General features: G+C 72.3%; 19 protein-coding genes. 9 read left to right on the top strand and 10 right to left on the bottom strand.

From position 1 onward, the window contains the following. Window positions 1–125 precede the first annotated feature (125 nt). The 3 genes from ABD106_RS04850 to ABD106_RS04840 all read right to left on the bottom strand — a co-directional run bounded on the left by ABD106_RS04850 (window position 126) and on the right by ABD106_RS04840 (window position 3231). Window positions 126–1613 (bottom strand): APC family permease, encoded by a 1488-nt coding sequence (locus ABD106_RS04850; RefSeq protein ID WP_343917945.1) that lies wholly within the window; start codon window positions 1611–1613, stop codon window positions 126–128. Window positions 1614–1728: 115 nt separating this feature from the next. Then, on the bottom strand, window positions 1729–2538 hold the full coding sequence (locus ABD106_RS04845; protein ID WP_343917943.1) for an SDR family NAD(P)-dependent oxidoreductase: 810 nt from the start codon (window positions 2536–2538) through the stop codon (window positions 1729–1731). A gap of 48 nt (window positions 2539–2586) precedes the next feature. Continuing rightward, complete coding sequence (locus ABD106_RS04840; protein ID WP_343917941.1) at window positions 2587–3231, bottom strand: TetR/AcrR family transcriptional regulator; 645 nt, start codon at window positions 3229–3231, stop codon at window positions 2587–2589. 100 nt (window positions 3232–3331) lie between these two features. On the opposite strand from ABD106_RS04840, the gene ABD106_RS04835 reads away from it, so the two are divergent. The 4 genes from ABD106_RS04835 (at window position 3332) to ABD106_RS04820 (ending at window position 8899) form a co-directional block, all read left to right on the top strand. Beyond that, window positions 3332–4372 carry a phosphotransferase enzyme family protein gene (locus ABD106_RS04835; RefSeq protein ID WP_343917939.1) on the top strand — a complete coding sequence of 347 codons (1041 nt, stop codon included), beginning with the start codon at window positions 3332–3334 and terminating at the stop codon, window positions 4370–4372. Then, complete coding sequence (locus ABD106_RS04830; RefSeq protein WP_343917937.1) at window positions 4369–5655, top strand: aspartate aminotransferase family protein; 1287 nt, start codon at window positions 4369–4371, stop codon at window positions 5653–5655. Before ABD106_RS04835 ends, ABD106_RS04830 begins: the two co-directional genes overlap by 4 nt. A 62-nt stretch (window positions 5656–5717) precedes the next feature. Next, window positions 5718–6746, top strand: a complete 1029-nt coding sequence (locus tag ABD106_RS04825; RefSeq protein ID WP_343917935.1) for an AraC-like ligand-binding domain-containing protein — start codon at window positions 5718–5720, stop codon at window positions 6744–6746. A 62-nt stretch (window positions 6747–6808) separates the two neighbouring features. Then, on the top strand, window positions 6809–8899 hold the full coding sequence (locus ABD106_RS04820; RefSeq protein ID WP_343917933.1) for a primary-amine oxidase: 2091 nt from the start codon (window positions 6809–6811) through the stop codon (window positions 8897–8899). Between the two features lie 84 nt (window positions 8900–8983). Here ABD106_RS04820 and ABD106_RS04815 read toward each other — a convergent pair whose 3' ends face one another. The 5 genes from ABD106_RS04815 to ABD106_RS04795 form a co-directional block, all read right to left on the bottom strand. Next, window positions 8984–10387: an aldehyde dehydrogenase family protein gene (locus ABD106_RS04815; RefSeq protein WP_343917931.1), complete on the bottom strand. Its 1404-nt coding sequence runs from the start codon at window positions 10385–10387 to the stop codon at window positions 8984–8986. A gap of 29 nt (window positions 10388–10416) precedes the next feature. Then, window positions 10417–11937 carry a GMC family oxidoreductase gene (locus ABD106_RS04810; protein WP_343917929.1) on the bottom strand — a complete coding sequence of 507 codons (1521 nt, stop codon included), beginning with the start codon at window positions 11935–11937 and terminating at the stop codon, window positions 10417–10419. A gap of 120 nt (window positions 11938–12057) precedes the next feature. Continuing rightward, window positions 12058–13662 carry an FGGY-family carbohydrate kinase gene (locus tag ABD106_RS04805; protein WP_343917927.1) on the bottom strand — a complete coding sequence of 535 codons (1605 nt, stop codon included), beginning with the start codon at window positions 13660–13662 and terminating at the stop codon, window positions 12058–12060. Window positions 13663–13715: 53 nt separating this feature from the next. After that, a complete protein-coding gene (locus tag ABD106_RS04800; RefSeq protein WP_343917925.1) occupies window positions 13716–14672 on the bottom strand; it encodes an aldose 1-epimerase family protein in 957 nt (318 codons plus the stop codon). Window positions 14673–14728: 56 nt separating this feature from the next. Then, window positions 14729–17701: a cytochrome P450 gene (locus ABD106_RS04795; RefSeq protein WP_343917923.1), complete on the bottom strand. Its 2973-nt coding sequence runs from the start codon at window positions 17699–17701 to the stop codon at window positions 14729–14731. A gap of 116 nt (window positions 17702–17817) precedes the next feature. Here ABD106_RS04795 and ABD106_RS04790 point away from each other — a divergent pair, with 116 nt between their 5' ends. Beyond that, a complete protein-coding gene (locus ABD106_RS04790; RefSeq protein WP_343917921.1) occupies window positions 17818–18741 on the top strand; it encodes a LysR family transcriptional regulator in 924 nt (307 codons plus the stop codon). Beyond that, window positions 18738–19151 carry an HtaA domain-containing protein gene (locus ABD106_RS04785; RefSeq protein ID WP_343917919.1) on the top strand — a complete coding sequence of 138 codons (414 nt, stop codon included), beginning with the start codon at window positions 18738–18740 and terminating at the stop codon, window positions 19149–19151. The genes ABD106_RS04790 and ABD106_RS04785 overlap by 4 nt, the downstream gene beginning before the upstream one ends. 24 nt (window positions 19152–19175) lie before the next feature. On the opposite strand, the gene ABD106_RS04780 is transcribed toward ABD106_RS04785, so the two are convergent. Beyond that, the gene (locus tag ABD106_RS04780; protein WP_343917917.1) at window positions 19176–20414 is read right to left on the bottom strand and encodes an NAD(P)/FAD-dependent oxidoreductase; all 1239 of its coding nucleotides are present in this window, start codon (window positions 20412–20414) and stop codon (window positions 19176–19178) included. Next, on the bottom strand, window positions 20414–20731 hold the full coding sequence (locus ABD106_RS04775; protein WP_343917915.1) for a 2Fe-2S iron-sulfur cluster-binding protein: 318 nt from the start codon (window positions 20729–20731) through the stop codon (window positions 20414–20416). The genes ABD106_RS04780 and ABD106_RS04775 overlap by 1 nt, the downstream gene beginning before the upstream one ends. 136 nt (window positions 20732–20867) lie before the next feature. Between ABD106_RS04775 and ABD106_RS04770 the strand changes: the two genes are divergently transcribed. The 3 genes from ABD106_RS04770 to ABD106_RS04760 form a co-directional block, all read left to right on the top strand. Next, window positions 20868–21890, top strand: a complete 1023-nt coding sequence (locus tag ABD106_RS04770; RefSeq protein ID WP_343917913.1) for a LysR substrate-binding domain-containing protein — start codon at window positions 20868–20870, stop codon at window positions 21888–21890. 194 nt (window positions 21891–22084) lie between these two features. After that, the gene (locus ABD106_RS04765; RefSeq protein WP_343917911.1) at window positions 22085–23164 is read left to right on the top strand and encodes a cytochrome P450; all 1080 of its coding nucleotides are present in this window, start codon (window positions 22085–22087) and stop codon (window positions 23162–23164) included. A 95-nt stretch (window positions 23165–23259) separates the two neighbouring features. Continuing rightward, window positions 23260–23489 (top strand): GlcG/HbpS family heme-binding protein (locus ABD106_RS04760; RefSeq protein WP_343917909.1); only part of this gene is annotated, 230 nt, incomplete at its 3' end.

Below are 23489 nucleotides of genomic sequence, written 5' to 3'. Positions count from 1 at the left end.
GCGGTGCGCGCTGCGCCGCGCCATCGTGAGCGGCTCGGTCGCCGGCTGCACGCACGACGAAGCGCATCCCGCCGCCCCGATGGAGATCGGGAGGGCGGGATGCGCTCGGAGCGGGCGGGCGCGGGTCAGCGCTCGACCGGCACCTCTTCGAAGCGCTCGACGTCGTTCTCGAGCTCCTCGTAGACGTCGGGACGCCGCGACCGCAGGTAGGCGGCGTACCCGATGCCGCCGATGACGGCGAGCACGAGCAGCCACGGCATGAGCTGGACGTAGAGCGCGTCGGAGCCCGCGACGAGCGTGAAGTTGAAGATCGCCCCGACGCTGAAGCCGAGCAGTGCAAGGAAGCCCAGACCCGGTGCGATGAGCGTGCTCCACAGCCGCCGATCCTTGCGCTTCCGGAAGTAGACGACGACCGAGAGCGCCGCGATCGTCTGCACGATCATGATGGCGAGGGTCGCGAAGCCGAGACCCACCGGCACCAACGTGAGCACGGGCGGGAGCGGGTTGCCCTCCGGATCGGTCTCGACCGCGAGCGCGAAGATGCCGGCGACGACGACCGCGAAGACGAGGTTCGTGATCTGCGCCCGCTCGGGAGCGCCGTTGCGGTTCGTCTTCGCGAGCCAGTGCGGCAGCACGCGCACGCGCCCGAGCGCGTAGAGGTAGCGGGCGGCCGAGTTGTGGAACGCGAGCTGGGCGGCGAACAGGCTCACGACGAGGAGGACGAGCGCCACCATCCCGACGATCGGACCGAGATAGGTGTCGATGAGCACGAGCGTCAGGTCACCGGCCTCGAGGCTCTCGAGGGCGGCCTGCTGCGATCCCGGCACGCCGACGGCGCTCACGATCGCCCAGCCCACGAAGGCGTGGATGACGCCGATGCTGATGATGGCGGTGTAGGTGGCGCGCGGCACCGTCTTGCGCGGGTCGCGTGCCTCCTCGCCGAACAGCGCCGTCGCCTCGAAGCCGATGAAGGCGGTCGCGACCAGCAGGAACGCGATCCAGATCGAGCCGCCCACGAGGATCTCGGGGCTGAGCGCCAGGGTGAAGGCCTCGATGCTGAAGCCCGTCTGCACGAGTACGGCGATCGCGAACGCCAACAGGATGAGCGTCTCGAGCACGAGGGCGATGCCCAGCACGACCGCGCTCATGTGGATGCCCGAGCGCGCCAGCAGGAAGACGATGATGAACAGCACCACGCCGGCGATGAACCAGTGCACCTCGAACCCGAACAGCGCGGGCAGCGCGACAGCGCCGGTGAAGAAGCCGATCGTGCCGAGCGCTCCGGCGACGAAGAAGTTGTAGCCCAGCGTCGCGATGAGCCCTGTGATGAGCCCCGCCGTGCGACCGAGCCCCTTCACGGCGATCGCGTAGAAGCCACCGGCATTGACGAGCTCCTTCGACATCTGCGCGTACCCGATGGCGAAGAGGAGGAGCGCGACCGCGACGACGATGACGGCGACCGGGATGCCGCCTCCATTGCCGAATCCGATCGCGAGCGGGAGGACGACGATCGCGACCGTCAGCGGCGCGACGGCCGCGAGGACGAGGAAGACGATCGCAGGTACACCGAGCTGGTTCGGCTTGAGTGCACCACGTTGTGCTTCGGCAGCCACGAGACTCCTTCGTTCATGGGGCTTGGTGCGACTCATCGTGCCGCGCTCGGCGATGAACGGGTTGCCTGCCAGCGCCAATGCGTTGACTATGAGCGCGCCGACAGCGCGCTCCGCGTCAGATGCCTGCGCGCGAGAACGCGATCGTGGGCACGTCGACGCTCGTCGCGCCGCCGTCGACGGGCAGCACCGCGCCCGTCACGTACGAGGCGCCGGTCGAGGCAAGGAACGCGATGACCTCGGCGACCTCTGCCGGATCCGCCGGCCGGCCGAGCGGCACGTCGCGCGTCACCTCGGCGTACGCCTCCGCACGCCCCGCGAGACCTGCCGCCTGCGCGAACTCGTCCATCTCGGCGTCGGCCATCGGCGTCCGCACCCAGCCGGGGCAGACGGCGTTCGCGCGGACGCCAGCGGCACCGTAGTCGCGGGCGATCGACCGCATGAGCCCGATGAGCGCGTGCTTCGCGGTCGTGTAGCCGACCGTGCTGGGCCCGGCGGCGAGGCCGGCGAGCGACGAGACGAAGACGATCGAGCCGCGAGCGGCCTGCAGCGGGGTGATCGCATGACGCGCGATCACGAAGGCCGAGTCGAGGTTGCCGCGCATGCTCTCGGCCCACGCCTGATCGGACGTGTCGGCAAGCGTCGCGAAGCCGTGGCCGCCCGCGTTGGCGATCAGCGCATCCACGCCACCGAGGTCGGCGACGACCCGATCGATCGCAGCCTGCGCGTCGCCGGGGTCGGCCGCGTCCGCGACGATCGGCGTCGCTCCGGTGCGCTCCGCGACGGCCCGGAGCGGCTCCTCGCGCCGCCCCACGATCGCGACGCGCCAACCGTCGCGCACGAGGCGCTCGGCGACCGCCGCGCCGATCCCCGTGCCGCCCCCGGTGACGACCGCGACGCGGCTCCGCTGCTCGCTCCTGCTGTCCATGTCGGTCCCCTCGTCGTGCGCGCCGCGCGGCCTGCTGCTCGGTGCTTCCTACTGCTCGGTGCTTGCTACTGCTCGGTGCTCGCTGCTGCTCGGTGCTTGTCGGCGCACGGCGATGCCGTCGAGCAGCAGCCCGATCGACGCCATGACCGCCGACGTCGTCGTCTCGTGGCGCGCGAGCGCGATGCCCGCGTCGCGCAGGCTGCTCGACAGCAGGATCGCGAGCGCCTGCGGGTCTGCGCCGGGAGCCAGCTCGCCGCTGCTCGCCGCGTCGACGAGGGCGTCGCGGAACGTCTCGAAGTAGCCCTGCGACCCGACGCCTCGCGAGCTGCGGAAGCCCATGAGGTGCGGGCCGGAGACGCTGTAGAAGTGCCCGAGCGACGGCGATGCCGAGTACTCGATCATCGTCCGGGCGTAGCTCAGCATCCGGCCGCGCCAGTGCTCCTCGCGGGATGCGTCACGCTCGGCGAGGTCGAGCAGGTCGCGGCCGGCACGGTCGTAGGCGGCGCGCAGCAGCGCATCCCGGCCACCGGGGAAGTGCGCGTACAGCGTGGCGCGCGCCATGCCGCACTCGCGCAGGACCGATTCGATCGAGACGGCGGGGAGCCCATCGCGCGCGATGATGTCGAGCGCCGCCTGCAGCAGGTCGGCGCGCGAGCGCTCGAGCCGGCGCTCGCGGAGCGTTGATGCCTCCATCGCCGTCCCCTCTCGTCCTAGACTCAGAGTCTAGCGACCAGACTCGCGTTCTGGCAGAGTAGCGCGCACGAGCTCGAGCCGAGCTGGGGAAGCAGGGACCATGGACATCGATGAGGCTGCAGCGGTCGCGCGACTCGCGCTCGACGCCTTCGGGCTGTCGAGCGACGCTCCGATCGCCTTCGTGAAGCATCGCGAGAACCACGTCTTCCGCGCTGATGTCGACGACGCCTCGTACGCCGTCCGGGTCCATCGGTCGGGCTACCACTCCGATGGCGAGATCCGCACCGAGCTCGAGTACGTGCGCGCGCTGCGCGACGCCGGCGTGCCCGTGCCCGACGTGCTGGCGACGCGCGACGGCTCGCCGTTCGCCCGGGTCACGACCGGCGACCGCGTGCACCTCGTGTCGCTGCAGCGGTGGCTCGTCGACGCGCAGCAGTTCGGCGACGTCGACGCAGCCGTCGACGGCACCCACGCTCCGGAGGCCGCGGCCTTCACCGAGATCGGCGCGATGCTCGCCGAGCTGCACGTCGCGACAGCGCGCATCGGCGTGCCGGATGGGTTCGAGCGCGCGGCCTGGGACGCCGACGGGCTCGCGGGGCGAGCGCCGCTGTGGGGCGATCCGCGCGCGCTGCGCTCGCTCGACGCCGAGGCCCGCGCACTGCTCGACACCGCGGCGCCGGCCCTGCACGACCGGCTCCGCGGACTCGGCACCGGTCCCGATCGCTACGGCGTCGTGCACGCCGACGCGACGCCCGAGAACATCCTGCGCTGCGGGGACGGCTTCGTGCTCATCGACTTCGACGACTTCGGCACCGGCTGGTTCGTCTTCGACCTGGTGACGGCGCTGTTCTTCTACACCGGGCATCCTCGGGCCGCCGAGTACGAGCGAGCGCTGCTCGAGGGCTACGAGGCCATCCGCCCGCTCTCTGCAACCGAGCACGCAGCGTGGGACGCGCTCGACCTGGCGCGCGGCCTCAGCTACCTGGGCTGGGCAGCCGGCCGGCCGGGCGACCCCGCTTCGGCGTTCATCGCGGAAGCCATCGCACCCAGGGTCCTGAGCGCTGCGACCGCGTTCGTGGCCGGCGACCGTGCACCGTGGCGCGCCGCGGATGCGCCCCACCACGAAGGGACACCGGCATGAACCCGTCGCTGCTCGATCGCAGGTTCGCGACCATCGGACGCCACTCCCCCCTCTTCTACGACCAGCCGATCGAGCTGGTCTCGGCAAGTGGGGTCTGGCTCACCGCAGCCGACGGCACCCGCTACCTCGACGCGTACAACAACGTCCCGCACGTCGGCCACAGCCACCCGCGCGTCGTCGAGGCGCTCCGAGCACAGGCCGCGACCCTCAACATCCACACGCGGTACCTCAACGACCGCGTCGTCGCCTACGCGGAGGACCTGCTGTCGCGCTTCGAGGAGGGGCTCGACCGAGTGCTCTTCGCCAACAGCGGCTCCGAGGCGAACGAGATCGCGTTCCGGCTCGCGGCGCAGCATACGGGCGCGACCGGGGTGCTCGTCACCGACTGGAGCTACCACGGCAACACGCGGCTCCTCGCGGGCATCACGACCGGGCTGCGCACCTTCGAGGGCCTCGACCCGAACGTCCGCGCCTTCCCCGTGCCCGACCTCGACGACGCCGCGAACCGCGAGCGCGCCGAGGCGGATGTGCTCGCGGAGGCCCTCGCGGCCGTCGATCGCGCGATCGAGCAGCTGCTCGAGCACGGCTACGGGATGTCCGCGGTGATCCTCGAGACGATCTTCTCGACCGAGGGCCTGCCGCGCGTCCCGGAGGGCTACGTGCAGGGCATCGCCGAGCGGGTGCGCGCCGCGGGCGGGCTCGTGATCGCGGACGAGGTGCAAGCGGGCCTCGGCAGGACGGGCCAGCGGCTCTGGGGGTACCAGCGGCACGGCCTGCTGCCCGACCTCGTCACGCTCGGCAAGCCGATGGGCAACGGCCACCCGCTCGCGGCCGTCATCACCACCGACGAGCTGCTCGAGGAGTTCGGCTCCCGCAACGAGTTCTTCAACACCTTCGCGGGCAACCCCGTCTCCTCAGCGGTCGGCCACGAGGTGCTGCGCATCATGGACGACGAGCGGCTCGTCGAGCGCGCTGCGCGCCTGGGCGCGGAGGTGCGCCGCGACTTCGATGCGCTCACCGCGCGCTACGACCGGCTCGGCCCGACGAAGGGCGACGGCCTCTTCTTCGGCTTCGGGGTGTTCGGCGATGCGGCGCGGCGCATCCCGGACGCGACCACCACCAAGCGCATCGTCGAGGGCATCAAGGCTCGCGGCGTGCTGCTGAGCCGGATCGGCCCGCACGGCAACGTGCTGAAGATCCGCCCGCCGCTCGCGATCGAGGACGAGCACCTGCCGCAGCTGCTCGGGGCGATCCGCGCGTCGATCGACGAGGCCCTCGACTGACTGCTCCTCAACTATCCTGGAGCCACGACCGCGACGCCGCGGACGTGGCCACAGGAGGACCGTTGGCAGAGATCTTCGAGTTCCCGCCGCTGCAGATGCCCTTCGTGGGCATCGACGAGTGGCGGCGCGACGTCACCGAGCACTTCGTGCCCCTCGACGTGCATCCGCTCGGCGATGGACCCTTCCGCGCCCGCGCCAGCCGCGTCGACGTCGGCGAGGTCTCAGTCTTCCGCATCGAGCACTCCGCGAGCATCGTCGCGCGCACGCCTGCGCTCGTGAGCCGCGGCGCCACCGACCTCATCAAGGTGAGCCTCCAGCTCTCGGGCGAGGAGCTGATCGAGCAGGACGGCCGGGTCGCGCTGCTGCACGCGGGCGACCTCGCGATCTACGACACCTCGCGCCCCTACTCGTTGCGCTTCGATGGCGACACGAGCCTCGTCGTGCTCACCTTCCCCCACGGCTACCTCGACATCCCGCGCGAGGAGCTCGCGGCCGTGACCGCGACCGCCTTCCCGCTCGAGTCGCTGCTCGGCCGAGTGGTGAACCCCTTCCTCGTCGGGCTCGCGCAGAGCCTCGGCGAGCTGCCCGCAGAGCACGGCCAGCGCCTCGCGCGCACCGGGCTCGACCTGCTCATGACGCTCATCCACACGCAGCTGAAGGAGGGCGTCCGCCGCGACCCCCGGCGGCAGCTGCTGCACGAGGTGCTCGGGACGATCGACCGGCTGCTGGGCGATCCCGAGCTCTCGCCGACGCAGATCGCCGCAGCGCACTTCATCTCCACCCGCCACCTGCACGCGGTCTTCGCCGAGCACGACGTCACGGTCGCCGGCTGGATCCGCGAGCGCCGGCTCGAGCACATCCGACGCGATCTCGCCGACGCGCAGCTGGCCGAGGTGCCGATCGCCCGGATCGCCGCCCGCTGGGGACTCGTGAACCCCGCCCACTTCTCACGGCTCTTCCGCGCCACCTTCGGGCAGAGCCCCACCGAGTACCGCACGGCCACCGCGCACGAGCCGGCCGCCGGGAGCGGCTTCGAGCCCGCTGCCGAGGCGCTGGAGCCTGCGCGGTCCGCGGCAATCTCCTTGCGCTGACGGGCAACACGGCGCCCGCCCCGCCGCCTAGCGTGGAGGCACGCTGGACGAGGAGGTCCCCCATGCCCGACGCAACCCACACCCACGGTGCGCGCGACTCGCACGTGCTCGAGGCGACGCATCCGCTCGACGGACTGACGCCGACCGAGATCGACCGGGTGCGAGCGGCGCTCGATACCGCCGGCGAGCTGCTGCCCGACACGCGCTTCCCGCTGCAGCTGCTCGTCGACCCGCCCAAGGCCGCGCTCGCCGCCTGGCAGCCCGGTCAGCCGCTCGGGCGTCGCGTGCTCTCGACGCTGCTCGACACCGAGACCGGCCGGGTGCGCGAGGCGCTCGTGGCGCTCGACGACGACCGCGTCGAGTCGATCGTGGTGCTGCCGACCGCGGAGCCTCCCTACGGGCAGCCGCCCTATCTGCTGGAGGAGTACGAGACGGTCGACGCCGTGGTGAAGGCGGATGCGGGGTGGCGGCGGGCGATGGAGGCGCGCGGCCTCGACGAGATGGATCGCGCGCTCGTCGTGCCGCTCGCGCCCGGGCAGTTCGGCGAGGCCGACGAGGTGGGCAAGCGCATGATGCGCTCGCTCACGTTCATGCCGCCCCGCGAGGGCGACAACCCGTGGTCGTTCCCCGTCGAGGGACTCGTGCTCATGGTCGACGTCACGGGCAGGCGGGTGGCGAAGCTCGTCGACGAGCGCCAGGTGCCGATGCCCGACCTCGACGCCAACTACGACGACGCCTCCGTCGGCGAGCGGCGCACGTCGCTCAAGCCGCTCGAGATCACGATGCCGGAGGGGCCGAGCTTCTCGGTCGACGGCGCTGCGGTCGAGTGGGAGCAGTGGCGGTTCCGAGTCGGCTTCTCGATGCGCGAGGGCCTCGTGCTGCACCAGCTCGGCTGGCAGGACGGCGACGAGCTGCGGCCCGTGCTGCACCGCGCGAGCGTGCCCGAGATGGTCGTCCCCTACGGCGACACGACCGAGACGCGCCGCTGGATCAGCTACTTCGACGCCGGGGAGTACAACCTCGGCAAGAACGCGAACGCGCTGCAGCTCGGCTGCGACTGCCTCGGCGCGATCCACTACTTCGACGCGCACCTCGCCGCCGACACGGGCGAGTCGATCACCATCCCTCGAGCGGTCTGCATGCACGAGGAGGACTACGGGGTGCTGTGGAAGCACCGCGAGCTCGACGGCGAGACGGTGCACGGGCGGCGCTCCCGCCGCCTCGTCATCTCGTACTTCGCGACGGTCGGCAACTACGACTACGGGTTCTTCTGGTACCTCTACCTCGACGGCTCCATCCAGTTCGAGGCGAAGGCCACGGGCATCGTGTTCGCCGGAGCCGACCTGCCGGGGCTCGAGCTGCCGCACGCGACCGAGATCGCACCCGCGCTCTACGCGCCCATCCACCAGCACATCTTCTGCGCCCGCCTCGACTTCGACATCGACGGCACCGACAACTACGTCGACCAGGTCGACCTCGTGCGCATCCCGATGGGCGAGGCCAACCCGTGGGGCAACGCCTTCGGCTACCGGCGCGACCGCATCGGCGAGGCCTCGGGGCTCGAGGGCGACGGGGCGCTCGGCCGCACGTGGCACGTCGGCTCGTCGAGCCGCACGAACGCGGTCGGCCGGCCCACCGAGTACCAGCTCATCCCCGAGGCCCGGGCGACGCTCATGGCCGATCCCGCCTCGACGGTCTGGGACCGCGCGACGTTCGCGACGAAGCACCTCTGGGTCACGGCGCACCAGGACGACGACCTCTTCCCCGCCGGCCGGTACCCGAACCAGCACTCGGGCGGCGCGGGACTGCCCGCGTCGGTCGAGGCGGGCGGCGCCGTCGACGGCGGCGACGTCGTGGTGTGGCACTCGTTCGGCCTCACGCACATCCCGCGTCCCGAGGACTGGCCCATCATGCCCGTCGACTACTCGGGGTTCTGGGTGAAGCCGTACGGCTTCCTCGACCGCAACCCGGCGCTCGACGTGCCCGAGGCGCACGGCGGATGCGGCTGCGCGGCGGGCGCGTGCACGTGCGCCGGGCACGACCACGGATCGGGCGGCCACGAGCACGACAGCCACCAGCAGGGCGGCGACGAGCGCGGCGGCCACGAGGGTCACCACGGCCACGACGGCGACGACCACGTCGCGATCCGCTGACCGGTGACGATCGGCTGAAGGCCGCGCGCCGCACCACGAGCGAGGGCCCCCGCAGCGCGGGGGCCCTTGCTCGTGCGCTGTCGATCAGCCGTGGATGACCTGCGGCACGCCCATGGCCTTGAGCCCCTCCACGCCGAACTCGAGGCCGTAGCCTGAGCCCTTCACGCCACCGAACGGCGCCATCGGGTGGATCGTGCCGTGGGAGTTGATCCAGACGGAGCCCGCCTCGATGCGCGCGGCCACGTCGCGCGCAGCCTCCGGGTCGGACGACCACACGCTCGCACCGAGCCCCGCCTCGCCGCGGTTCGCGCGCTCGACGGCGTCGTCGATGTCGGTGTACTTCAGGATCGGCAGCGCCGGCCCGAACTGCTCCTCGCGCACGAGGTCGGCGTCGTCGTCGAGGCCCTCGACGAGCGTCGTCGGGTAGAACCAGCCCGCCGCCGAGCGGTCGGGCTCGCCGCCGAGCAGCACCTTGCCGCCGCGCGCCTTCGCGTCCTCGACGAGCCGGTCGACGACGTCGAACTGCTGCTGCGTCGTGAGCGGCCCGAGCACGTTCTGCTCGTCGGTGCCCGGTCCCATCGGCATCGCGCCCGCGACGGCTGCGAGCTCGCGCACCACGTCGTCGTAGACGTCCTCGTGCACGTAGAGGCGCTTGAGCGCCGCGCACGTCTGCCCGGTGTTGATGAAGGCGCCCCAGAAGAGGTTCTCGGCGATCGCCTTCGCATCGACGTCCGGCAGCACGATGCCCGGGTCGTTGCCCCCCAGCTCGAGCGTGAGCCGCGTGAGGTTGTCGGCCGAGGCGCGCATGATCGCCTGGCCCGTGGCAGCCGATCCCGTGAAGGTGACCTTGCCGAAGGCGGGGTGGCTGCCGATCGCCTCGCCGAGCTCGCGGTCGCCGGCGAGCACCGTGAAGAGGCCCTCCGGCAGGTGCCGGTTCACGAGGTGCGCGGTCGCGAGCACGCTGAGCGGCGTGTACTCGCTCGGCTTCATGACGACGGCGTTGCCCATGCGGAGCGCGGGCGCGAACTGCCACGTGGCGATCATGGCGGGCCAGTTCCACGGGCCGATCGCGCCGACGAGGCCGATCGGCCGGTAGTAGACGGTCGCCTTCGACTGGCCGTCGTCGACGACGACCTCGGGCTCGAGCTCGGTCGCGATCGTCGCGCGCAGCCAGCCGACGACCGCACCGACCTCGAAGCGGGCGCCGGGACCGCTGAGCGGCTTGCCCTGCTCCCTCGCGATGAGCTGGGCGAGCGCCTCGGCGCTCGCCTCGACCTCGTCCGCGGCGGCCGACAGCGCCGCGCGGCGCGCGTCGTCGCCCAGCGCGGCCCACGCGGGCTGCGCCGCCCGCGCCGCCTCGATCGCGCGCTCCAGGTCGTCGATCGATGCGCGCGGTGCGTGCGCGAAGGCCTCGCCCGTCGCCGGGTCGATCACCGGCGTGCCGTCCTCGGCGCTCACGGCTGCCAGCAGGCTCTCGTACGTCTCCATGATCCCTCTTCCTCTTGCTCGGGTCTCGCTCACCGCTGGGCGATGAGCACGTCGGATGCGCGCTCGCCGATGAGGATCGACGGCGCGTTGGTGTTGCCGCTCGGCACGCTCGGCATGATCGACGCGTCGGCGATGCGGAGCCCTGCGAGCCCGTGCACCGCGAACGTGGTCGGGTCGACGACGGATCGCTCGTCGGTGCCCATGCGGCAGGTGCCGGCCTGGTGGTGGTAGGTCGTGAGCCACTCGCGCATGTGGCGGTCGAGCGCAGCGTCGTCGACCGCATCCGCCGCGTGCGGCAGCACGAGCCGCGCGCCCCACTCGTCGGCGAGCGCCGCGTGGGCGCCGACCTCGAGCACCTGCTGCATCGAGGCGCGCAGGCTCGCGACATCCTCCGGTCGCTCGAGCACGTGCGGGTCCATGAGCGCCAGCTCGTGCGGGTCGTTCGAGGCGAGCCGGAGCGTGCCGCGCGACTCGGGCCGCACGAGCCCGGCCTGGAGCGTGAAGCACGTGCCGGTGACGTCGTCGCCGACCGGCGCCATCGGCACCGAGAAGCAGATGGGCTGCGTGTCGGGCACGTCGAGGCCCGGGCGGAAGGTCGTGAACGAGTGCACCATCGCGACCGGCTCGTACTCCACGCGCGTCGGGATGGGCCGGGCGGTCGTCTCGAAGACGAACGGCACGAGCAAGTGGTCGTGCAGGTTCTCGCCGACGCCCGGGAGGTCGGCGACGACGGGGATGTCGACGTCACCCAGGTGCCCTGCCGGGCCGATGCCCGAGTGCAGCAGGATGCGCGGGGTGTCGAGGGCACCCGCGCTCAGCACGACCTGATCGGCGCGCAGCTGCTCGAGCCGGCCGTCGACCTCGACCTCCACGCCCACGACGCGCCCCTGCTCGACGAGCAGCCGGTGGACCCACGCGCCGGTGCGCACGGTGAGCGCGGGGTGCTCGGCGACGGGCAGCATGTAGGCGCGCCACGTCGACAGGCGCACGCCGCCGCGGGTCGTCAGCTGCATCCAGCTCACGCCGTCGATGGAGGCGCCGTTGTAGTCGGGGTTCGCGGGCACGCCGATGCCCACGAACGCGTCGTGGATCGACTCGAAGATCGGGTTGCGCGGGTAGCGGTCGGTCACGTCGAGGAGGCCGTCGCCGCCGCGCAGCTCGCTCGCCCCTCCGGAGTACGCCTCGATGCGCTGGAAGACGGGGAGCACGTCGTCCCAGCCCCAGCCGGTCGCGCCCTCGCGCACCCATCGCTCGTAGTCGCCGCGCGCGCCGCGCACGTAGATCGATGCGTTGAGCGAGTGCGAGCCGCCGAGCACCTTGCCGCGGGGCCAGTGGATGCGACGGCCGAGCGCGTGCTCCTGCGGCGTCGTGTGGTAGCCCCAGTCGTCGGGGCTCAGCCACAGCTCTCCGAGCCGGCCGAGGTCGTCGATCGTCGGCTTCGTGTCCGATCCGCCCGCCTCGAGCAGCGTGACGGTCGCTCCCGCGTCGAGCAGGCGGCGCGTGATGACCGACCCTGCGGAGCCCGCTCCGACCACGATGACATCCGGCATGCTTCCCCTGTCCGCCGCGCACCAGCGAGCGGCTACGGCCATGCTCACAGAGCCCCGGGGCGACGGCTATCGCGTGCCGGTGTGCGGGTTGCCGATCCGCGCACAGCGGCTCGGCGGCGGTCAGCGGACGAGCGCTGCTGCCCGCCGCTCGAGCTCGAAGGCCGCTTCCCAGCGCGCGAAGTACGCGGCGCACTCGTCCACGAGGGCGGCATCCGGCTGGACCGTCGCCGCGCTGTCGCCCGCGAGCTCGACGAGCCACTCCGCGAGCGCGCCGCGCGGCGCATCCGGGTGGACGACGCGGAACGCGCTCAGCAGCGCCATCCCCCACGCGCCGCCCTCGGAGGCGCCGCTGCGCAGCAGCACGCGCGCGTCGAGCGATGCCGCGAGCAGCGTCTGCGCCGCGCCCGCCGTGCGGAAGACGCCGCCGTGCGCGACGATCTCGTCGACCCGCACGCCCTCGTCGGCGAGCACGCGCATCCCCCGGCGGAGCGTCGCGAACGTGCTCAGCAGGTGCGCCTTCGCGAAGCCGCCGAGCGTGAGCGGCGAGCCGGGCAGCCGCACGAGCAGCGGCCTGCCCTCCTCGACGCCCATGCTGTGCTCGCCCGCGAGGTAGTTGTAGAGCACCATGCCCTGCGCGTCGCCCTCGATCGCGGAGCCGAGCAGCGCCTCGAAGACGGCGTCGGGAGCGACGGGGTGGCCGATCGCGGCGGCGAACGAGCCGAGCAGGCCCGCCCACGCGTCGAGCTCGCCGGCACCGTTGTTGCAGTGCACCATCGCGACGGGATCGCCGGAGGGCGTCGCGACGATGTCGATCTCCTCATGGGGCTGCGAGAGCGGCTCCGCGAGCACGAGCATCGCGAAGACGCTCGTGCCGACGCTCACGTTGCCGGTGCCGGGCGCGACGGCAGCGGTCGCCACCATGCCCGTGCCCGCGTCGCCCTCCGGCGGGCACAGCGGCACCCCGGGCTCGAGCGCGCCGGTCGGGTCGAGGTACGCCGCACCCTGCTCGGTGAGCGAACCCGCGTCCGCACCGGCGAGCAGCACCTCGGGCAGGAGGTCGGCGATCGCCATGCCGGACGCCCCGTGCTGCGCCGCGAGCTCGTCGAAGGCCGCGAGCGCCGCCGGGTCGAAGGCCGTGCCCGACGCGTCGAGCGGCATCATGCCGGATGCGTCGCCGGCGCCGAGCACGTGGCGGCCGGTGAGGCGCCGGTGCACGTAGCCCGCGAGCGTCGTGAGCGAGCGGACGTCGGGCACGTGGGGCTCGCGGTCGATGACCGCTTGCAGCAGGTGCGCAGCCGACCAGCGCAGCGGCACGTTGCTGCCGAACGCCGCCGACAGCGCCGCCGCGGCGGGGCCGGTGCTCGAGTTGCGCCAGGTGCGGAAGGGCACGAGCAGCTCCCCGTCGGCGTCGAACGCGAGGTAGCCGTGCATCATCGCCGAGACGCCGAGCGCGCCGAAGGTCGTCGGTCGGATGCCGTGCTCGCGCTCCACCTCGTCGAGCAGTCGCGAGTACGCCTCGCGGACGCCGGCGTCGACATCGTCGAGCGCGTAGGTCCAGCGGCCGTCCCGGAGCTCGCTCTCCCAGCCGATCGAGGCGGTCGCGAGCGGCGTCCCGTCGAGCGCGACGAGCACGGCCTTGATGCGCGTCGAGCCGAGCTCGATGCCGAGGGACGTGCGGCCCTCTTGGATTGCGGCGGTGCCGCTCGCGTGGCTGCTCGCCGTCATCGATCGCTCCCTCGTGGTGTGCGATCGACCCTAGCAACCGGGCGCGGGCCGGATCACGCGCGCACCGGCGCGATCGACCACGATGCCGCGTGCGTCCCACCCGGCTCGAGCACGACGAGACCGGTGTCGAACGCGTAGCGCTCGTCGTTGAGCGCGTCGGGCGCGCACGTCATCGGCTCGACCGCGAGCCCGGCGCGATGCCCGGGATGCGACGGTCCCGCGGGCAGGTCGGCGGTGTGGATCTGCACCCACGGGCACGACGCATCCCACGCCATCTCGACGCCCTGGCCGGAGTCCGGGTCGGTCACGCGCACGCGCGCCAGCCCGTCGTCGTCGCGCTCGACGTCGGTGTAGGCGTGATCGATCTCGACGTGCCCGATCGCACGCGGCTCGCGGAAGTCGAAGCGCTCGGCGTCGCGCTCCACGGGCGCGAGGCCCGTGGGCGCGAGTCGATCGTCGGTGACGAGCAGGACCGTCGAGGCGGGCAGCGAGAGCGTCCACTCGTCGAGCGGCGCGTCGCCGGCGCGCAGATACGGGTGCGGCCCGGTGCCCCAGGGCGCGGCGTCGTCGCCGAGGTTCGTCGCCCGCACCTGCTGCTCGAGGCCGTGCGCCCCGAGGGAGAACGTGGTCTCGACGCCGATGCGCCACGGATAGCCGAGGCTCGGCTCGATCTGCAGCCCGAGCACGACGCGCGACGCGTCGTGCTCGACGACCGACCACGCGAGCCAGCTGCCGAAGCCGTGCAGCGCGTGCCCGCGCTCGGGCTCCGTGAGCGGCAGCTGCCGCTCGACCCCGCCGAAGGCGAAGCGACCGTCGACGACGCGGTTGGGCCACGGCACGAGCGTCGTGCCGCGGTAGGCGGGCCGCACCTCGTCGGCGCCGAAGGGCAGCACGAGGTCGCGACCGCCGGCCGAGAAGGCGCGCAGCGACGCACCCACATCGGTGACGACCGCTCGCAGCTCGTCGTGACGCAGCTCGAGCTGCAGGCCGGAGCGGGGTCGTCGCGTCATGCTGGCGACGATACTGCGCCCGCCGCGCCGACCGTCGCGGTCGGCGCCGCGAGGCATCAGGCCGAGCGCACCGCCGCGGCTGAGAGCACGCCCTCCGCCCACTCCCGGGCCGCCTCGGTCGCCGACACCGGACCGCCGGCGTCGTGGCGGCCGTACTCCCCCACGCGCGCCGCGCCGCACGCCGCCATCGCCTCGTCGATGAGCTCGCTGCCGCGCGAGTACGTCTTCGAGTAGCTGCGGTCGCCCATGCCCAGCACCGCGTAGCGGATGGCGCTGAGGTCGGGGCGGTCATCGACGAGCGACCGGTGGAAGGCTCGCGCTGCCGTCGGCACCTCGCCGTCGCCGTACGTCGAGCAGACGACGAGGTGCAGTCGGGATGCGTCGAGGTCGCCGGGCGCGACGTCGGCGAGATCGCGCACGTCGACCTCGGCCCGGTCGGCGAGCGCTCGGCGCAGCTCGTCGGCCACGAGCTCCGCCCCGCCCGACTCGGAGCCGAAGAGCACCGTGACCGGCAGCCCGCCGCCGCTCCCCTCGTCCTCGATGTCGAGCTCCGGCAGCGGGATGCCGCTGTCGGCGGCGACCTCGAGCATGCGCGCCACCGCCTTGAGCTTCGCGCGCTCGCGGCCGGGGGCCGCTCCGAGCTGCTCGAGCACGTCGATGCGCCGCCACCCGTCGAAGCCGATCTCGGCCGGCCGCGGCTCGAGACCGTGAGCGCCGATCGTGACCGCTCCCGCGTCGATGTCCTCGGCGATCGTCCGCGCGAGCTCGCGCGCGTCGGTCCGCTGGTCGGGGATCGTGCCGCGCGGGCCGCGGCGCAGCCACCCGGCGACGTAGAGCCCGGGCTCGACGCGGCCGTCGGGATGCGCGCCCGCGGCCGTCGGCGCATCCTCGTCCGCCTCGAAGCCGACCGCCGTGACGACCGAATCGGCGTCGAGCGCGACATCGCCCTCGGCGCTCGAGAAGACGATGCGCTCCACGCGGTCGTCGCCCTCGATGCGCACCGGCGCGAGCCCGAACCACCAGTGGACCTCGACCCGTGGCTCGACCGGCTCGAGCGAGCCGAGCGCCCGCACGGCGTCGGCTCGGGCGTCCTTGCCCTCCTCGATCGCGTCGAGCGCGGCGCCGTGCACGCGGTGGGCGACGCCCGGCAGGCTCGCGAGCTCGCGCACCATCACGGGATCGAACTTCGCGGCCGTGGGGGCGCTGCGGCCGACGACGTGGACGACCCGCACCCGGCCCGCGAGCCGCTCGTGCGCCTCGTCGTCGATGTCGGTGCCCTCGAGGCCCTGCGCGTCGCGCGCGAGCAGCCGCACGAGGTCCATCGCGACGTTGCCGTGCCCGACGACGACGACCTGCTCGCCGAGCGACGGGGCCTCGCCCTCGTCGGCGTGCGCGTTGAGCAGCCGCGTGATGCGGCCGGCGCCGTGGACGCCCTCGAGCTGCGCGCCCGGGACGCCGAGGTCGCGGTCGGCGTGCATGCCGGTCGCGAGCACGACGGCGTCGAAGGCACCGCGCAGCTCGTCGAGCGACACGTCGGTGCCGAGCCGGAGGTTGCCGCGAAAGCGCACGCCCTCGTGGAGGAACAGGCGGTCGAACTGCGCGGTGACCGACTTCGTGCCGCGGTGGTCGGCCGCGACGCCCGAGCGCACGAGCCCGTAGGGCACCGGCAGCGCGTCGAGCACCTCGAGCGTGGCCGCGGGGAACCGGCGCCGCAGCGCCTGCGCGGTGAAGCAGCCCGCCGGCCCCGAGCCGACGACGGCGATCCGCGGTTCGATGCGCGGCTCGAGGCGGTCGGCGGCCGCGGGCGCCGCAGCGGCGCTCGACGCGACCGACGACCAGCGCACGGGCATCCTGCGCATGCCGCGGAAGACCCATCCGCGGATCTCGGCCGGCTCATCCGGCACGAGGTCGAGCCCCTGCAGCCGATCGAACAGCATCGGCAGGGCCACGTCGGCGATCTCGGATCTGGCGACCCACGCACCGAGGCAGACGTGCACGCCCTTGCTGAACGCCAGGTGCGGCTTGACCTCCCGGCGCACGTCGAAGGCGGATGCGTCGTCCCACACGCGCTCGTCGCGGTTGGCCGAGAGGATGCAGATGCCGAGCCGCGCGCCCGCCGGCAGGCGCACACCGGTGAGCTCGACCTCGCGGGTGGTCTGGCGCGAGTAGAGGCCGATGGGCGCGACCCAGCGCAGCGTCTCGTCGAACGCCGCGTGCCAGAGGCTCGCGTCGGCCTCGACCGCGCGGCGCTGCTCGGGGTGCGTCAGCAGCCCCCAGGCTGCGACGCCGAGCACGTCGCGCGGCTCGTTCAGGCCGCCGCCGATCGTCATCTTCACGTTGGCGCGGATGCGCTCGATCGGCATCTCGTAGTCGGGGATGCGCAGCAGCTGCGACAGCAGCGACTCGTTCGGGTTCGCGGCGTGCCACGGCAGGATCTCGTCGAGCGCTGCGTCGACCTCGTCGAACGAGCGCTTGCCCTTCGCCCACACCTCTGGATCGTCGGCGTAGTTGCCGGTCGCGTCGATGAGGGTCTGCGACCAGCGCTGCATGTCCTGCTGCGTGACGTTGTGCAGCCCGATGATCTGGCGCAGGCTCTCTGCCGCGAACGGCGCGGCGAAGTCCCAGATGAGGTCGGCGGCACCGCCCTGCGCCTGCCCCTTGGCGATCATCTCGTCGAGGTAGTGCTCTGCCGTGGTCTCGAAGATGCCACGCCAGTGGCGCTTGACGACGCCGGGCCGCAGGGTTGGCTGCCAGGCCTTCCGCTCGAGATAGTGCTCCGGGTCGTCGCGCCGCAGCATCGAGTGGCCCATCGCGCGGATCTGCAGCGAGCCCTGCTCGTTCGCCGAGAACGTCGACTGGTCGAGCTCGGTCTCGTGCACCGCCGCATACGAGGTGATGAGGTAGCGGCCGACGGCCGGCACCCAGTGCACGCCGCCCTCGGCACGCAGGCGCTCGTAGATCGGGAAGGGGTCGCGGTCCAGGTCCGGGATCGTCACCCAGTCGGCGACGGGAGCTTCGTTGCTCGGCATGACACGTCCTCGTGGTCGGTGCACGTCGGCGATCGGTGCACTCCCTCGAGTGTGCCCGCTCGGCTACGGTGAGGAAAGCGGATTGATCGTCATTACAACCACGGAGAAACCGCATTATGGATCTGCTCGACTCCCCCAGCTTCACGTTGCGGCAGCTCTCGTTCCTCGTGTGCGCCGCCGACGAGGGCACCGTCGCCGGCGCGGCAGCACGGCTGCACGTCTCGCCCTCCGCGGTCTCGGAGGCGCTCAGCGAGCTCGAGCGCAGCCTGGGCATGCAGCTGACGGTGCGACGCCGAGCGCGCGGCCTCACGCTCACGAGCACCGGGACCGATGTCGTGGCTCGCGCCCGCGCGCTCCTCGCGTCGGCGCGAGAGCTCGAGACCTCGCTGCAGGGAGCCCCCGGCGAGCTCGTGGGGCCCATCACCATCGGCTGCTACCCGACGCTCGCGCCGACGATCCTCCCTGCCCTGCTGCAGGGCTTCGCGCGCTTGCATCCCCGCGTCGAGCTCGCGATCGTCGAGGCGACGCACGACCGGCTGGAGGGCCGGCTCGAGGCTGGGCTCGTCGATGTCGCGTTCGTCTACGACACGCTCATCCCCGGGGAGCCGCAGCGCGCGAAGCTCTTCGAGCTGCCGGCGCACGTCGTCGTCGCGGGCGACGACCCGCTCGCGGCAGCAGGATCGGTGCGGCTCGAGGACCTGATCGACCGAGACCTGATCCTGCTGGATGCGCCGCCCTCGAGCGAGCACACCATGTCGATGTTCGCGGCGCGGGGCCTGACGCCACGCGTGCGGCACCGCGTGCAGAGCTACGAGGCGGTGCGCGCGCTCGTCGGCAGGGGCCTCGGCTACGGCATCCTCGTCCAGCGGCCCGCCAACCCGGCGAGCTACGAGGGCTACCCTGTCGTCATGCTCGAGATCGCACCGGTGGTGCCGCCCGTCGGCGTCGACGTCATCTGGCCGGCGACGCCGGAGCCCACTGAGCGCACGCGGGCGCTCATCCGCTTCGCGCGGTCCCTCCCCTGGCCGCAGCCCCGATGACCGCGCTCGGCGGCCACCTCGACTGGGGCATCAAGGCGTCGCTGCTCGACTACGTGCGCGGCATGGGCGACGGCACCGTCGAGGCGGCGGAGGGCGCCGAGGCGACCGAGACCGGCCTGCGCTTCCCGCGCGCGATCGGGCTCGCGTTCCGAGGCTCGGTCACGCTCACCGCGCACGGCGGCATGATGCGCGTCACGATCGCCGACCCGTCGATCGTCGAGACGTCGGCGGGCTGGGCGATCGAGATCGCCGACCCGGACGACCCGTCGCGGCGGATGGCGTTCGCGACCATCGCCGCGTTCGACGGCACGCGGGCCTCGGGCACCGCGCTCACGCAGGACGGCGCCGACCTCTTCTTCGGGCCGTACGAGCGCGGCACGGCGCTCGACGACCCAAGCGTCGTCGACTGAGTCCCCAGTCGAGGCGCGGCCGGGTCAGCCGGCCGCGGCCGCGAAGGCCTTGAGCGAGAACCCCTCGGCGCTGGCCTCCTCGATCGTGGGGCGACGCCTCCCCGCGAGAATCCTGCGCGCCGCCATGTGGTCGGCCGGAGCCTGCACGCTCTCGACGCAGACGAGCGTCCCATCGCTGAAGCCGAGCACGCTGCACCGTCCGGTCGACGGGTCGCCGAGCACGACCGTGCCCATGTCGGGCCGCGCGATTCCGGCGATCTGCAGCTTCTCGCCGGCCTGCACGGTCCAGAACCACGGCACAGCGGTGTACGGCTCGTCGCGGCCCAGGATCGACCGCGCGACGGTGCGCGCCTGGTCCGTCGCGTTCTGGACTGCTTCAAGACGGATGCGACCCGGCCAATGCGCGCTCGGGTAGGAGGCGCAGTCGCCGATGGCGAAGATCGCCGGATCGCTGGAGCGGAGCGTCTCGTCGACGGCGATGCCATTGTCGATCCGCAGACCGGCGTGCTCTGCGAGGGCCACCGCGGGCACGACGCCGAGGCCCACGACGACGAGGTCCGCCGGGTAGCGGGTGCCGCTCGTGCCGACGACGGCACCGACACGGTCCTGTCCATCCGACTCGAAGCGCTCGAGGCCTTCGCCGAACACGAGCGTCGCGCCCCGATCCGTGTGCAGACGGCCGAACCGGGCCGACATGGCCGGCGACAGCACGCGCTGCATAGGGCGCGCCGCGAAGTCGATGACGGTGGTGGGCACCCCGCGATCCTCGGCAGCCGACGCGAACTCGAGGCCGATGAACCCAGCGCCGACGACGACGACCCGTTGGGCTCGCTCCAGCCGTTCGCGCATGACCTCGGCGTCGCGCACGGTCCGGAGGCCGATGATGCCGTCCAGGTCGGCACCCTCGCACGCCGCGACGCGTCCGTGGGCACCGACCGCGAGCACGAGTGCGTCGTAGCCGATGCGCTCGCCCCCCTCGAGCTCGACCTCCCGGCGCGCGCGGTCAATCCGGGCCGCTGCTTCGCCCAGCCGCAGCTCGATGCGCCGCTCGCTGTAGAACGACGGTCCGCGCAGCGGCAGCGGAGCCGGCCCTGCTTGAGCCACGTACTCCTTGGACAGCGGAGGACGCTGGTAGGGCAGGTCCGGAGCGGCGTCCACCAGCACGATGGCGCCCTCATGGCCCTCTCGGCGGAGGGCCTCAGCGGCCTCCACCCCGGCATGGCCCGCACCGACGATGACGATGCGCCCTGTCGCGGCGTCCATCAGACCTGGCGCTCCGGGACGCGCACCGCGATGTTGGAGAAGTGGAGTCCAGCTCGCAACTGACAGCCGAGGCGCGACGCGCTCGTCCGCTCACAGGCGGTGCAGTCGAGCATCTCGTCCTCGTCGTCGCTGATCTCGGGCAACGACGCCGCCTCGTCCACGTAGACGTGGCAGGTCGCGCACATGGCCTGTCCGCCGCATTCGCCGACGATGCCGTCGACGCCGTGCTCGAGCGCAGCCCGCATGACGGAGGTGCCGTCGGCGACCTCGATCTCTTGGATCCGGTCGTCGGAGTGGATGTAGGTGATCGTTGCCATCGTCGTCGATGTCCTCTCGGGTCGGCCTCATCGTTGCTGCCACGACGACCGAACCACATCCGCATCGCCGGGAAAAGCGGAGACTCTCGGCGAACCAAGCCGGTAGAGTCGGCGTTCCGACTTCTCGGGAGATGACATGAGCCGTCACGACGATGCGGAGGGCCGACTCGGCCCGGGCCTGGTGCAGCCTCCGACTCCCTCGACGCCCTTCACGCTGCGCCAGCTCGAGTGCTTCGTCGCTGTCGCCGACAGCGGCTCGATCGCGGCAGCTGCGGGCGCCCTCCACGCGTCGAGCTCGGCTGTCGCCGACGCGATCACCGCCATGGAGGACGCCCTCCGGGTCCGCCTGCTCGTGCGGCGGCGCGCGCACGGAGCGCGCCTCACGAACGACGGACTCGCCGCGCTCGACATCGCCCGCGCCATCCTCGCCGAGGCGAGCGACCTCTCCGCTGCGGTCGGGGGCGCGGGCGAGGTTCGCGGACTCGTACGGATCGGAACGAGCGGTCGGCTCGGCGCGACGGTCCTGCCTGGCCTGCTCGCAGCAGCAGCGCGAGAACTGCCCGGTCTCCAGTTCGAGCTCATCCACGGGGATCAGGATTCGATCCTCGAGCGCCTCGAGCGACGGACGGTCGACATCGGCCTCCTGTACGACATCGACGTGCCGCCGGAGTACAACCGCGCTCGGTTGGCGACCACCGAGGCGCAAGCGGTCGTCTCGAGCGAGCATCGACTCGCGCACGAGAGCTGCGTCTCGCTCTCCGAGCTGGCGGACGAGCCGATGATCCTGCTCGACATCGCTCCGAGCCGCATCCACACGCTCGAGCTGATGTCTCGGCTGGGGATCCAACCACGGATCCGCTGGCGATCGCCCGACTTCGATCTCGTGCTCGGCATGGTCGGCGCGGGGCTGGGCTACTCGCTCGTCATGCGGCGGGCGTCTCCCCCGACCGCGGTCGACGGCTCGGGTCTCCGATACCTGCCGCTCCTAGAGCCGCCGAGACCCACGGACGTCGTCCTCGTCACGCTGCCCGGCGCGGCGCCAGCCCGGATCCGCGCGGTCCGCGATCTCGCGGCGCGGCGCTCGGCCGAGCCCTCGTCCCAGCGGTTCCACGGCTCCACCGGTGTTGCAGAACGAGCAAAACCGGGTGACGACGGCTGACGCAAGCAGGAGACTGAAGGCGTGCCCGGCGACGGTGACGGGCGCGCAGCGTGGCTCGCCTGCCCCCAGCGAGCCGGGAGATTCTGATGACTATTGCGGATGTCAAGGACGCACCGGTCGACGACGTCGATCCTCAGGAGTTGATGCGAGACCCGTACGCAGCGTACGAACGCTGGCGTTCGTTGGGACCCGTCGTGCACGTCCCTCGCATCTCGCGTTTCCTCCTCACGTCGCCGTCCGCCATCCGCACGGCAGAGCAGGATGCCGACACGTTCACCGCGCGCCAGGAGGTCTCGACCATGGTGCGCGCCCTCGGTGGGCGCCCAATGCTGCGGAAGGACGACCCCGAGCACGCGGTCGAACGCGAGGCCATCAATCCGGCGCTGCGGCCACGGCGCATCGGCGCGGACTGGCAGCCCCGGTTCGAGCGGATCGTCGCGGAGCGGCTCGACCGACTCGCCGAGGTCCCTGACGACGAGGTCGACCTCAACCGCGACTTCGCTGCCCCCGTGGCCAGCCGCTGCCTGATCGAGATGCTCGGCTTCTCCGACGTCACCGACGAGGAGATGGCACGCTGGTCGACCTCCCTTATCGCCGGCATCGGAAACATCCTCGACGACGACGACATCTGGCGTCGTGCCGAGCGAACGGTGACCGAGGTCCAGGAGCGCCTCGACGAGCTGCTGCCCCGCCTCCGGACCGCCCCTGACTCATCGATCACATCGCACCTCCTGCACGCCGGTCTCCCGGAGGAGGCCGTCCGCACGAACGTCATGCTCACGATCTCGGGCGGCATGAACGAGCCTCAGCACATGATCACCGGCATGGTGTGGGCGCTCGACCGTCACCCCGCGCAGCGGGACCGCCTCATCGAGTCCCAGACGGGCTGGGCAGAGGCCTTCGAAGAGACCGTGCGATGGATCTCCCCGATCGGGATGCTGCCACGCGAGTCGACCGTGGAGACCCACGTCGAGGGCTTCCGCATCCCCGCCGGGTCCAACGTCGGCCTGCTGCTGGCGAGCGCGAATCGCCATGTCGACCTGATCGACCGGCCGGACGAGTACGACACGTCGCGCGGCTCACGCGGGCACCTGGGCTTCGGCAGCGGCTCGCACCTCTGCGCGGGACGCTGGGCCGCGAAGAGCATCGTCGGCGATGTCGCGCTCCCTCGCCTCTACCAGCGCTTCCCGAAGCTGCGCGTCGATGACTCGCGGTCCACCGTCTGGGACGGGTGGGTCTTCCGCGGCATCACCAGCCTGCCGGTCGCGCGCTGAATCGCGTGACCGGCTCGACGGCGGTTCTATCGCAGCCTCCGTCATCGAGAGGCGCCCCGGCCGTGTGCAGGGGCGCCGTAACCAAGGAGGAGCTCATGACCGTGAACCTTGAGGACGCCCGCCGCATCATCGCCGCCGCCGAGGCGAAGGCCGATGAGATCGGTCAGCCCATGAACATCGCCGTCGTCGACGCGGGCGGCAACCTGGTCGCGCACGTGCGTCAGGACGGCGCGTGGATCGGGAGCGTCGACATCTCGATCGGCAAGGCGTGGACGTCGCGCGCCTTCGACATCACCACGAAGGACCTCGGCGACAACGCGCAGCC

Origin of the sequence: Agrococcus citreus (assembly GCF_039527715.1) — a bacterium.
Classification (GTDB): domain Bacteria; phylum Actinomycetota; class Actinomycetes; order Actinomycetales; family Microbacteriaceae; genus Agrococcus; species Agrococcus citreus.
Note: the sequence above shows the minus strand (reverse complement) of the source record. Positions and strands in the feature narration are given on the sequence as shown.